Here is a 12,056-nt window from a genome sequence, read left to right on the forward strand (position 1 = left end):
ACAGCATATTCCGGTCCAGTATGCCGGCTCGCAAAAATGCCCGTTGCCGGTTGGAGGGCTGCCGGATAGGGTGTTGACCAACTGGAAAAAAATCAACACGGTATGGGGTCTAACGGTCGTCCTCCGGCCGCGAAAAAGATTACTGCAGCCCTGAGCCGGGAACTCGGGGTCAACAATCAACAAAACAGGGAACAATCATCATGATGATGGAAAAGTTTGCTCTACGTTCGCGCGTCTGGCTCGCAGGTGCTGCCATGTCCGCTCTGCTCATTGGCGTCGCGCCGGCCTTTGCCGTGACCCCCGCCGACACGCTGGTCGAAGGTTTTGCCATCGACGACATCATCTCCATGGATCCGGGCGAGGCGTTCGAACTGTCGACCGCCGAAGTCACCGGCAACACCTATGATCTGCTGGTCCGCCTCGACCTCAGCGACACCTCCAAGGTCAAGGGCGACCTTGCCGAGAGCTGGACCGTCTCCGACGACGGCCTGGTCTATACGTTCAAGCTCAAGCCCGGCCTAAAGTTCGCTTCGGGCAATCCACTGACAGCCGGCGATGTCGCCTATTCCTTCGAGCGCGCCATCAAGCTGGACAAGCCGCCAGCATTCATCATCAACCAGTTCGGCATCAGCGGCGACAACGTCGCCGACAAGGCCAAGGCCGTCGACGACACCACCTTCCAGTTCACCGTCGACAAGGCCTATGCGCCGAGCTTCGTGTTAAACTGCCTGTCGGCAACGGTCGCTTCGGTCGTCGACGCAAAGCTGGTCAAGGAACATGTCGCCGCGGTGACGCCGAGTGCCGACTACAAATGGGACAACGATTTCGGCAACGCCTTCCTGAAGACCGGTTATGCCGGCTCCGGCGCCTACAAGCTGCGCGAATGGCGGGCCAATGAGGTCGTCGTGCTCGAGCGCAACGACAATTACAATGGCGAGAAGGCCAAGCTCGCCCGCGTCATCTACCGCAACATGAAGGAAAGCTCGGCACAGCGCCTGGCGCTCGAAGCAGGCGACATCGACGTTGCCCGCAACCTCGAGCCGAACGATCTCGACGCCATCGCCAAGAATGCCGATCTCACCACGACCAGCGCGCCGAAGGGCACGGTCTATTATATCAGCCTCAACCAGAAGAATCCGAACCTCGCCAAGCCCGAGGTTCGCCAGGCGTTCAAATATCTGGTCGACTACGATGCGCTGAGCACGACCATCCTCAAGGGCATTGGCGAGATTCACCAGACCTTCCTGCCCAAGGGCGTGCTGGGCGAACTGGACGAAAATCCGTTCAAGTTCGACGTCGCCAAGGCCAAGGAACTGCTGACCAAGGCCGGCCTGGCCGACGGCTTCAGCGTAACCATGGATGTACGCACGGGACAGCCGACAACGGGCATGGCGGAATCGATCCAGCAGACGCTTGGCCAGGCCGGCATCAAGCTGGAAATTATCCCGGGCGACGGCAAGCAGACGCTGACCAAATACCGCGCCCGTAATCATGACATCTATATCGGCCAGTGGGGCCAGGACTATTTCGATCCGAACTCCAACGCCCAGACCTTTGCCTCAAACCCGGACAATTCGGATGAAGGCAAGACCAAGACGCTGGCCTGGCGCAATGCCTGGGACATCCCGGACCTGACAAAGCAGACCGAAGCAGCCTTGCTGGAGAAGGATGCCGGCAAGCGCGCCGATATGTACAAGAGCCTTGAAAAGACGATCCTCGACACCAGCCCCTTCGTAATCATCCACCAGCAATTGGAAGTGGCAGGCCTGCGCAAAAACCTGAAAGGCTTTGCGCTCGGTCCGAGCTTCGACACCAACTTCGTCGGCCCGGTCTCCAAGGAATAGCGCCGGCGGACGCGCCCTGATGAGCGCGATTGAAAACCAGGCGACGGCGGGGCAGGGAAGCGCCCGCGCCGTCGCTATCTTGTTGGCGATCGGCCGCTTCCTGGTCATCGCCGTCACCACCTATCTCGGCCTGCTCGCGGTGACCTTTTTCATCGGCCGCGTCATCCCGATCGATCCGGTGCTGGCGGTGCTCGGCGACCGCGCACCGGCCAATGTCGTCGAGCGCACCCGCCGCGAGATGGGGCTCGACCTGCCGTTGATCGAGCAATTCTATATCTATCTCAAGCATGCGCTGAACGGTGATTTCGGCACCTCTGTGCTGACCACCAATCCTGTGATGACCGACATCCGCCGTGCCTTTCCGGCAACGATCGAACTGGCGACTTTGGGCACTTTGATAGGCTCGTTGATCGGCGTGCCGCTCGGCGTGCTGGCAGCGGTAAAACGCGGCAGTCTCATCGACCAGATCGTTCGCATTGTCGGCCTGATCGGCTATTCCGTGCCTATCTTCTGGATCGGGCTTTTGGGGCTTGTCCTGTTCTACGCCAAGCTCCAATGGGTGGCTTTTCCCGGCCGCCTCGACATCGTCTACGAGTACACATTCACACCGATCACCGGCTTCTACCTGCTCGACGCCGCGCTGCAGGGCCAGTGGGATGTCTTCTACGACGCTTACCGCCACATCATCCTGCCGGCAGGGCTGCTGGGCTATTTCTCGCTCGCCTATATCAGCCGGATGACGCGCTCCTTCATGCTGAACGAGCTGTCGCAGGAATACATCGTCGCCGCGCGCGCCAAGGGCCTGTCTGAAACGCGAATCATCTGGGGCCATGCGCTGCGCAACGCCGCGGTGCCGATGGTCACGGTGATCGCGCTGTCCTATGCCGGGCTGCTCGAAGGTTCGGTGCTGACCGAGACGGTGTTCTCCTGGCCCGGCATCGGCCTCTACATCACCAATTCGCTGCAGAACGCCGACATGAACGCCGTGCTCGGCGGCACCATCGTCATCGGTTCGGTGTTCATCGGCATCAATCTCCTGTCCGATGTTCTCTACAAGGTGCTCGATCCGAGGACGAAGACAGGATGAGCGCCGAAGCAATCCAAACGCGCCGCGATTGGCTGCTCAGCGATCGGCCGGCCTCGCGCATGCAGGCACGGCTCGGCCGCGCCTACGTCGCTTGGCGGCGCTTTTCCGCCAACCGGCTGGCGTTTCTCGGCCTGCTCATCATCATCGCGCTGCTGCTGGTCGCAGCCTTTGCCGATGTGCTGGCGCCCTATTTGCCGACCATCGGCGATCTCAAGAATGCCCGGCTTTTGGCGCCGAGTGCGGCGCATTGGTTCGGCACCGACGATCTCGGCCGCGATATCTATTCGCGCATTCTTTTTGGCTCACGCTGGACCCTCTATGTCGTCATTCTTGTCGCTGTCATCGCAGCCCCCATCGGCCTTTTGGTCGGCACCGTCGCCGGCTATGCCGGCGGCTGGACCGATGCCATTCTGATGCGCATTACCGACATCTTCCTCGCCTTCCCCAAGCTGATCCTGGCACTGGCCTTTGTCGCCGCCCTTGGCCCCGGGATCGAAAACGCGGTGTTGGCCATCGCCATCACCTCGTGGCCGCCTTACGCGCGAATTGCGCGGGCCGAGACGATGACCGTGCGCAATTCCGATTACATCAAGGCGGTGCAATTGATGGGCGCCTCGCCGTTCCGCATCGTGCTGCGCCACATCATGCCGCTCTGCATCTCTTCGCTGATCATCCGGGTGACGCTCGATATGGCCGGCATCATCCTCACCGCCGCCGGCCTCGGTTTCCTTGGCCTCGGCGCGCAGCCGCCGCTGCCGGAATGGGGCACCATGATCGCGTCCGGCCGTCGCTTCGTGCTCGACCAATGGTGGGTGGCCGGCGCGCCCGGCTTCGCCATCCTGATCGTCAGTCTCGGCTTCAACCTGCTGGGCGACGGCCTGCGCGATGCGCTCGATCCCCGGAGTGGCGACCAATGAGTGGTGACCAATGAGCGGTGCACTTCTCGATGTCGACGACCTGCGCGTCACCTTCCCGACTCGGACCGGCCTCATCCAGGCGGTGCGCGGCGTCACCTTCTCGCTCGGCCGAGAGCGGCTGGGCATTGTCGGCGAAAGCGGCTCCGGCAAGTCGCAGACCGGCCGCGCCATCATGGGGCTGACGCCGCCGCAGGCTCTGGTTTCGGCCAAGAAGCTCGCCTTGGACGGCATCGATCTTTTGGACATACCCGCCCGCCAGCGCCGGGCGCTGCGCGGCAAACGCATCGCCATGATCCTGCAGGATCCGAAATATTCGCTCGACCCGGTGATGAGCATCGGCCGCCAGATCGTCGAGACGCTGCGCACGCATGAAAAGGTCTCCAAGGCCGAAGCGCGCGAGCGGGCGCTGGCCATGCTGGAAGCTGTGCAGATCCGCGATCCCTCGCGTGTCTTCGACCTGCATCCGCACGAGGTGTCCGGCGGGATGGGCCAGCGCGCCATGATCGCAATGATGCTGATCGCCGGACCGGAACTGATGATCGCCGACGAGCCGACCTCGGCGCTCGACGTCACCGTTCAGCTCGATGTGCTCGGCATCCTCGACCGCTTGGTCAGTGAGCGCGGCATGGGTCTGATCTTCATCTCGCACGATCTGCGGCTGGTCGCCTCCTTCTGCGACCGCGTCATCGTCATGTATGCCGGCAAGGTGGTCGAGCAGCTCAAGGCGTCGGAGCTGCGCGACGCCCAGCATCCCTACACGCGCGGCCTGCTCAACTGCATGCCCAGGATCGGTTACGAACGCCACCCGCTGCCGGTGCTCGACCGCAAGCCGGAGTGGGCGGCATGACGCCAGCCATTTCGATTGAAGGGCTGGAGGTGGTGTTCGACCGTTTTCGCGCGCTGAAAGGGGCGAACCTCGAGGTGAAGTCCGGCGAATCCTTCGGCCTGGTCGGCGAGAGCGGTTCCGGCAAGTCGACGCTGCTCAAAGCCATTGCCGGCCTGGTGCCTGTCGCATCCGGTACTATCACGGTCAATGGCAAGACGCTGGGAGCGCGCCGCGACAAGGCTTTTTATCGCGAAGTGCAGATGGTCTTCCAGGACCCCTATGGTTCGCTGCACCCGCGTCAGACCGTCGACCGCCTGCTGCAGGAGCCGCTCGCCATTCACGGCTTTGCCGATGGCGAGCAACGCATCCAGCGCGCCCTCGACGAGGTCGGATTAGGCAACGGTTTCCGTTTCCGCTACGCGCACCAGCTCTCCGGCGGTCAGCGTCAGCGCGTGGCGATCGCGCGGGCGCTCATCCTCGAACCGTCGATCCTGCTGCTCGACGAACCAACCTCGGCGCTCGACGCTTCGGTGCAGGCGGAAGTGCTCAACCTGCTGGAAGAGGTTCGCCGTCGGCGCAAGCTGACCTTCCTGATGGTCAGCCACGACCTCGCCATCATCACCCATATGTGCGAGCGCCTAATGGTGATGCAGAACGGCGAAGCGGTGGAGAACCTGACGGCGGGCCAGCTGATCGGGCACCGCGTGGAGAAGGATTACACACGCAATTTGCTTAGGGCGAGCGAGGGGTTTGTTCGGACGGCGTGAACTAGTTTCTTCCGCAGAATAATCGCTTGGGGAATTCCATGGAAGAATGGAAGTTTGCAGATCCGCCCAATGTCGCGGTGCTATCGGACAAGAGCATATTCAAACGGGGCGACTGGATCGCATACGTTGTGCATGAAGCTGACGATGACGAGAACTACAACGATGAAGGGGGCAGTTGGCAATTCTATAGCAGCGACTCTCGAGATTGGGATGAACGCGAGATAATGCTCGTTGGCCTGCAAGAGGTGGTGCAGCAGGATGAAAGCATCCTGGCATTGGCCGACTTGCCAAAAGGCTGGCATGCTTGGCGGACGTCAAAATCATCGCCATGGCAGCGAGCGAAATCGCGCCCCGAACCCTCTAACGATAACGAATGATCCGGCAAAGCCTTAAGCGGGGTCTTGCGCCAGTTCGCCGTTCTCCGGAACAGATGGTTCGTCCCCCTGCTTAGGCTCCTTGATCCTGAACCACGTCACATAAAGCGCCGGCAGGAACAGCAGCGTGATCGCCGTGCCGGCGATGATGCCGCCCATCATGGCGTAGGCCATCGGGCCCCAGAACACTTCGCGCGCGATCGGGATCAGCGCCAGGCTGGCGGCCGCGGCCGTCAGCGCGATCGGCCGCATGCGGTGCTCGGTCGCTTCGATCACGGCTTCCCAGCGGTCTTGGCCCTCGGCCACCAGATCCTCGATCTGCACGATCAGGATCATCTAGTTGCGGATCAGGATGCCGATCAGCGCCAGGACGCCCAGAATGGCGACGAAGCCGAGCGGTGCGCCGCTCGGCACCAGGGCCGCGACCACGCCGATCAGGCCGAGCGGCGCCACCGCCACCACCAGGAACAGGCGCTGAAAAGTTTGCAACTGGATCATCAGGATGGTCGCCATCACGAACAGCATCAGCGGCACCACCGCTGCGGCTTTTTGCGCTTTCTTCGACCGAGCGGCGGTTGCAACGGAATAGCGGGCGGCAGTTTGGCGATGAAGGCGTCGACCGACGGCTTCAATTCGTTGACGACGGTGGCCGGCAGCACGTCGCCAACGAGGCCTGCGCGAACGGTGATCGTCGGGATGCGGTTGCGCCGCCACACCGTCGGCTGTTCGAGGTCGTAGCGGAAGTCGCCACTGCCGCGAGCGGGATCGCTTCGCCGTTCCCGGTGACGGGTGAGCCGTCACGGACTGCCCCGTACGTGTATCGGTCGGCTGGTTAAGACCGGTCTGTCGAAGTGGCCCGCATCGACGACAGGCCCAATCGCCCGGCGGCGGTGCCAACTTGAGGAAAACGTGAAATAAGGTCAGAAGAGGCCTTGGCATTCATCTAACGAGAACGGGCGTCGGCCCGATGAGGGACGAAATGAAGAACGCAGCCATTTCCGAGCGCAAGAACCAGTCGATCTCGCGCGGCGTCGGCATGACAACGCAGATCTATGCCGACCGCGCCGAGAATTCGGAGATCTGGGATGTAGAAGGCCGCCGATACATCGATTTCTCCTCGGGCATCGCCGTCGTCAACACCGGCCACCGCCATCCCAGGGTGATCGAGGCGGTCAAGGCACAGCTCGACCGCTTCACCCATACCTGCCACCAGGTCGTGCCCTATGAGAGCTATGTGCGGCTGGCCGAACGGCTGAACGGCATGCTGCCCGGCAAGTTCGAGAAGAAGACCATCTTCGTCACCACGGGCGCTGAAGCCGTCGAGAACGCCATCAAGATCGCCCGCAACGCCACTGGCCGCCAAGCCGTCATCGCCTTTGCCGGCGGCTTCCACGGCCGCACCTTCATGGGCATGGCGCTGACCGGCAAGGTCGTGCCCTACAAGGTCGGCTTCGGCGCCATGCCGGGCGACGTCTACCACGCGCCGTTTCCGGTGCCGCTGCACGGCGTGTCTACAACCGATTCGCTGGCCGCACTCGACAAACTGTTCAAGGCCGATGTCGACCCGGCTCGCGTTGCCGCCATCATCATCGAGCCGGTCCAGGGCGAGGGCGGCTTCTACGACGCGCCGCGCGAATTCCTGACGGCGCTGCGCAAGCTCTGCGACCAGCACGGCATGCTGCTGATCGCCGATGAGGTGCAGACCGGCTTTGCCCGCACCGGCAAGATGTTCGCCATGGACCATCATGAGGTCGCGGCCGACATTACCACCATGGCGAAAAGCCTGGCCGGCGGCTTCCCGCTGGCGGCGGTCACCGGCCGCGCCGAGATCATGGATGCGCCCGGTCCTGGCGGGCTCGGCGGCACCTATGGCGGCAGCCCGATCGGTGTCGCCGCAGCACACGCCGTGCTCGACGTAATCGAGGACGAAAAGCTGTGCGACCGCGCCAATACGCTGGGCGCCCGGCTGAAACAGCGGCTGCAGTCGATCCGCGACGATGTGCCCGAGATTGTCGACATCAGGGGTCTCGGCTTCATGAACGCGGTCGAGTTCAACGACGTCAAGAAGGGCCTGCCGTCGGCCGAGATCGCCAATGCGATCCGGCTGAAGGCGCTCGACAAGGGGCTGATCCTGCTGACCTGCGGCGTCTACGGCAACGTCATCCGTTTCCTGGCTCCGATCACCATCCAGGACAATGTCATGAACGAGGCGCTCGACATTCTGGAAAGCTCGATCCGCGAAGTCTGCGCTGTCTAGCGCAAACCCTACCTCCCCCTGGTGGGGAGGTCGGACCGCAGGTCCGGGTGGGGGGCCTCGCGCCGACCCCCACCCCGCTGCTTCGCAGCGACCCTCCCCACAAGGGGGAGGGTAAGTGTGTCTAGCCCGCAGCCCGTGCCGGCTCATCCTGCTGGAACGCGGCCAGCGCCGCCTTCAGCCCATCAGGCCCTTCCGCAACAGTCTGCGCCATCGGCGAAAACCCGGCCCCGAGCATCTTGCGGCCCAGCATATGGTCGCCCGGCCTGTTGACGGATTCGATGCCGAGCAGCCGGCTTCCAGCATAGTGGTAGATCGAGAACTTGTTCTCAGCGAGGTCGCCCAGCACGACATGGCTGTCGCCGCCCGAGGTCAGCCCGACCATCTGCAGTTTCATGTCGCCGATGTCAGACCAGAACCACGGCACCGCCGCATAGGCGTCCGTATGGCCGGTGATCGTGCGTGCGGCAAGCCGCGCCTGGTCGGTGGCGTTCTGCACCGATTCCAGCCGCACGTCGCCGCCGGTCGACCAGTGGCGGTAGGAAGCGGCGTCGCCGATGGCCAGAATATCAGGCACTGAGGTGCGCATCTGTTGGTCGACGCGGATGCCATTGGCGACAGTCAGTCCGGCAGCCTGCGCAAGTTCGACATTCGGCACGGCGCCGATGCCGACGATGACCATGCGCGCGGGCAGCCTTTCGCCGGTGGAGGTGATGGCAGCGCAGACATGGCGGTTTTCCCCTTCCAGCCTGGCAATGGTGGTGCCGGTGAGGATACGCACGCCGATCGCCTCCAGCCGTTGGCGGACATGGCTCGCCACCACCGGCGCCACGGCGCGGCCAAGCAGCCGGTCGACAGCCTCGACCAGGGTGACGTTGCGGCCGGCGGCCCTCAGCGTTGCCGCGATCTCCAGCCCGATGAAGCCGCCGCCGAGGATGACCACGTCTTCGCTTTGGGCGCTGAGCGCGCGGATCAGCCGCGCATCGGCGATCGAGCGCAGCGACAGCACGCCCGAGAGGTCGGCGCCCGGCAGCGGCAGAAGCCGCGGCCGCGAACCGGTGGCCAGGATGAGCCGGTCGAACGGCAGCACGCCGCCGCCCGCTATGTCCAGCTTGCGGCCTGCCGTATCGATGCTGTCGATTCGGACGCCCGGCCTGAAGTCGATGGCGCTGCCGGTGTAAAAGGCCTCGCCGCGCAAGGGTTGCGGCTTGGCATCGGCGTCCTTGATGAAGGTCTTCGACAGCGGCGGCTTGTGATAGGGCAGATCGGTTTCGTCGCCGATCAGTATGACAGGCCCGTCATAGCCTTCCTCGCGCAGGCTGGCGGCCGCTTGCACGCCCGCATGACCCGCACCGACAATGACGACCCCGTTCTTCATCGCAACCCGAATTCCTGTTTCAAATCTGGAGCATGATGCCGAAAAGTGTGAAGCGGTTTTCGGACGACATCATGCTTTGATTGTGAGCCGTTCCGCCAGATGGCGATTGTCTGCCGCCGTCGCAAGAGCCCCGGTCCGGGTCGCACCCGGAACGGTCGCTTGTCAATCGCGGCGTCTCTCACCTTGGCTGCTGGCTACGATTTAAAGTTGATAGTGCTAGTTTAGAATAATTCTAAACTGTTGTTTCAATTGAATTTTCTAGGGTTCACCAGTTGACTTCCGGCCTCGCCATCGTTTTATGGAGGCTCGCGCGTCAGCGCATCCCTTTGATGTTTGGGCCTTGAACCCGTTCGATTGGAGGCATTTGGTGTCTTTCTCCCGTGAGCCGCAGAGCGGCGCGGCATCTGTGGTGTCCTACGGCATGCCTATGTCCCGGCACCGTTTGGCACGCGCGCCTTTTACCGAATCCCCTTTGAACTGGAGACTGATGATGACAGCGCGATATGGCGGCAGACTGGCTGCGATCGGTGCCACGGCTATGTTGACGGCGGCGGTTTTCATCCTGCCGGCCAAGGCGGCGGAGATCGATGCCAAGGCGGTCATCAAGACCTATTCCGACATCGCGCTGGCCAAGTACGAGGATTCGCTGACCACGGCGCAGGCGCTCGACAAGGCTGTCGACGCGCTGCTTGCCAACCCGTCGGCGGACACGCTGAATGCCGCCCGCGATGCCTGGAAGGCGTCGCGCGTGCCCTACCAGCAGACCGAGGTCTACCGCTTCGGCAACAAGATCGTCGACGACTGGGAAGGCAAGGTGAACTCCTGGCCGCTCGACGAAGGCCTGATCGACTACGTCGCCAAGAGCTACGGCACCGAGTCCGACGCCAACGCGCTCTACACCGCCAATGTCATCGCTAACAAGGACATCGAGATCGACGGCAAGAAGGTCGACGCCTCGAAGCTTTCGCCGGAGTTCCTCGCCGGCACGCTGCAGGAGGCCGGCGGCATCGAGGCCAATGTCGCCACCGGTTATCACGCCATCGAATTCCTGCTCTGGGGCCAGGATTTGCACGGCACCGGCCCGGGCGCCGGCGAGCGTCCGTACACCGACTACGACCTCAAGAACTGCACCGGCGGCAATTGCGATCGCCGGGCCGAGTATCTGAAGTCGGCCAGCGATCTTCTGGTCTCCGACCTGCAGGAGATGGTCGGCAACTGGAAGGAAGACGGCGCCGCCCGCAAGAACCTCGTCGATGGCCAGCCGAACACCGCTATCTCGGTGATCTTCAACGGCATGGGCTCGCTGTCCTACGGCGAACTGGCCGGGGAGCGCATGAAACTCGGCCTGCTGCTGCACGATCCCGAAGAGGAGCACGACTGCTTCTCGGATAATACCTACAACTCGCATCTCTATGACGCCATCGGCATCCGCGCCGCCTATCTCGCCAGCTACACGCGCATCGACGGCACCGTCGTTTCAGGCCCGTCGGTGCACGATATGGTCAAGGCGGCCGATCCGGCGATCGACAAGGAACTGTCCGACAAGCTCGATGTCTCGGTCGCCAAGATGGAGGCGATCAAGGCGCGGGAAGTGGCCGGCGAGGCCTACGACCAGCAGATCGCCGAGGGCAACACCGAAGGCAATGCTACCGTGCAGGCGGCAATCGACGCGCTGGTCGACCAGACCAAGTCGATCGAACGCGCCGTCGGCGCGCTGAACCTGAACAACATAGCCTTCGAGGGGTCCGACAGCCTCGACGCACCGGACAAGGTGTTCAAGTAGCACCCCAACCAACTACCAGCCAAACGGCGCGGAGGGGCGCCGTCAGCCAGAGCCAATCCATGCTGATCTGCCATTGCAACATCATCACCGAAAAGGAGATTGAGCAGACGATCGTCGATCTGCTGGATCAGGACCCCTGGCAACTGATCGTGCCGGCGAAGGTCTATCACACGATGCAAAAGCGCGGTCGCTGTTGCGGCTGCTTCCCAAATGTGGTCGAAACGATCATTCGGGTCACCGAAAATTACCACACCCGTTCGGAGGCGAGCGGCGTGGACATCGTTTCACACCTGGATCGCGTCAGAGGCCTGCGCGTCCAATATGGGAGCAGAATCCATGAAAGGCGAACCGCAGATCATCGAGCGGCTTAACGAGGCTCTGTTCCTGGAGCTTGGCGCCGTCAATCAATACTGGGTGCATTTCCGCCTGCTCGAAGATTGGGGATATGCCAAGCTGGCAAAGAAGGAACGCGCCGAATCGATCGAGGAGATGCACCATGCCGACCGGCTGGTGGCCCGTATCATCTTCCTCGAAGGGCATCCCAATTTGCAGTCCGTGGCGCCGTTGCGCATCGGCCAGAACGTCAAGGAAGTGCTCGAATCCGATCTCGCCGGCGAATATGACGCACGCACCGCCTACAAGCGTTCGCGCGAGATCTGCAACGAAGCCGGCGACTACGTGACGATGAAGCTGTTCGAGGAATTGCTGGCGGATGAGGAAGGTCACATCGACTTCCTCGAGACGCAGCTCGACCTCCTTGCCTCGATCGGCGAGGAAAAATACGGCCAGCTCAACGCCGCATCGGCGGAGGAGGCGGAATAGGACC

Annotated in this window: 11 protein-coding genes and 1 pseudogene; 10 read left to right on the forward strand and 2 right to left on the reverse strand. The window is 62.6% G+C overall.

Going from position 1 to position 12,056, the window contains the following annotated elements; translation table 11 throughout:
* Positions 1-200 precede the first annotated feature (200 nt).
* Genes NLY44_RS26050 through NLY44_RS26075 form a run of 6 tightly spaced genes read left to right on the forward strand, consistent with a single transcriptional unit; the run spans position 201 to position 5,818 of the window.
* Entirely contained in the window at positions 201-1,844 is a 1,644-nt protein-coding gene (locus NLY44_RS26050; RefSeq protein ID WP_023708185.1) for an ABC transporter substrate-binding protein, read from the forward strand.
* Positions 1,845-1,863: 19 nt separating this feature from the next.
* Positions 1,864-2,931, forward strand: coding sequence for an ABC transporter permease (locus NLY44_RS26055; RefSeq protein WP_023669524.1), 1,068 nt, complete (start codon positions 1,864-1,866; stop codon positions 2,929-2,931).
* Positions 2,928-3,848 (forward strand): ABC transporter permease, encoded by a 921-nt coding sequence (locus NLY44_RS26060; RefSeq protein ID WP_023669525.1) that lies wholly within the window; start codon positions 2,928-2,930, stop codon positions 3,846-3,848. Before NLY44_RS26055 ends, NLY44_RS26060 begins: the two co-directional genes overlap by 4 nt.
* 10 nt (positions 3,849-3,858) lie before the next feature.
* Positions 3,859-4,695, forward strand: a complete 837-nt coding sequence (locus NLY44_RS26065; RefSeq protein ID WP_023669526.1) for an ABC transporter ATP-binding protein — start codon at positions 3,859-3,861, stop codon at positions 4,693-4,695.
* A complete protein-coding gene (locus NLY44_RS26070) occupies positions 4,692-5,441 on the forward strand; it encodes an ABC transporter ATP-binding protein (protein ID WP_023669527.1) in 750 nt (249 codons plus the stop codon). The genes NLY44_RS26065 and NLY44_RS26070 overlap by 4 nt, the downstream gene beginning before the upstream one ends.
* Positions 5,442-5,479: 38 nt before the next feature.
* Positions 5,480-5,818, forward strand: coding sequence for a DUF2185 domain-containing protein (locus NLY44_RS26075; RefSeq protein WP_023696743.1), 339 nt, complete (start codon positions 5,480-5,482; stop codon positions 5,816-5,818).
* A gap of 12 nt (positions 5,819-5,830) precedes the next feature.
* Here the strand turns inward: NLY44_RS26075 and NLY44_RS26080 are convergent.
* Positions 5,831-6,599, reverse strand: a pseudogene (locus NLY44_RS26080) (efflux RND transporter permease subunit); the annotation flags it as partial.
* A 195-nt stretch (positions 6,600-6,794) separates the two neighbouring features.
* Here NLY44_RS26080 and NLY44_RS26085 point away from each other — a divergent pair.
* The gene (locus NLY44_RS26085; RefSeq protein WP_023806301.1) at positions 6,795-8,072 is read left to right on the forward strand and encodes a 4-aminobutyrate--2-oxoglutarate transaminase; all 1,278 of its coding nucleotides are present in this window, start codon (positions 6,795-6,797) and stop codon (positions 8,070-8,072) included.
* Between the two features lie 121 nt (positions 8,073-8,193).
* Here NLY44_RS26085 and NLY44_RS26090 read toward each other — a convergent pair whose 3' ends face one another.
* Positions 8,194-9,447 (reverse strand): NAD(P)/FAD-dependent oxidoreductase, encoded by a 1,254-nt coding sequence (locus NLY44_RS26090; RefSeq protein ID WP_286455705.1) that lies wholly within the window; start codon positions 9,445-9,447, stop codon positions 8,194-8,196.
* Positions 9,448-9,937: 490 nt separating this feature from the next.
* On the opposite strand from NLY44_RS26090, the gene NLY44_RS26095 reads away from it, so the two are divergent.
* The 3 genes from NLY44_RS26095 to bfr are packed head-to-tail and all read left to right on the forward strand — an operon-like array spanning position 9,938 to position 12,052.
* On the forward strand, positions 9,938-11,230 hold the full coding sequence (locus NLY44_RS26095; RefSeq protein WP_023692591.1) for an imelysin family protein: 1,293 nt from the start codon (positions 9,938-9,940) through the stop codon (positions 11,228-11,230).
* 59 nt (positions 11,231-11,289) lie between these two features.
* The gene (locus tag NLY44_RS26100) at positions 11,290-11,601 is read left to right on the forward strand and encodes a (2Fe-2S)-binding protein (RefSeq protein ID WP_023669536.1); all 312 of its coding nucleotides are present in this window, start codon (positions 11,290-11,292) and stop codon (positions 11,599-11,601) included.
* Positions 11,567-12,052 carry a bacterioferritin gene (bfr, locus tag NLY44_RS26105; protein ID WP_023806299.1) on the forward strand — a complete coding sequence of 162 codons (486 nt, stop codon included), beginning with the start codon at positions 11,567-11,569 and terminating at the stop codon, positions 12,050-12,052. Before NLY44_RS26100 ends, bfr begins: the two co-directional genes overlap by 35 nt.
* Positions 12,053-12,056 lie beyond the last annotated feature (4 nt).

The organism is Mesorhizobium sp. C089B (assembly GCF_030323125.1).
Taxonomy (GTDB): domain Bacteria; phylum Pseudomonadota; class Alphaproteobacteria; order Rhizobiales; family Rhizobiaceae; genus Mesorhizobium.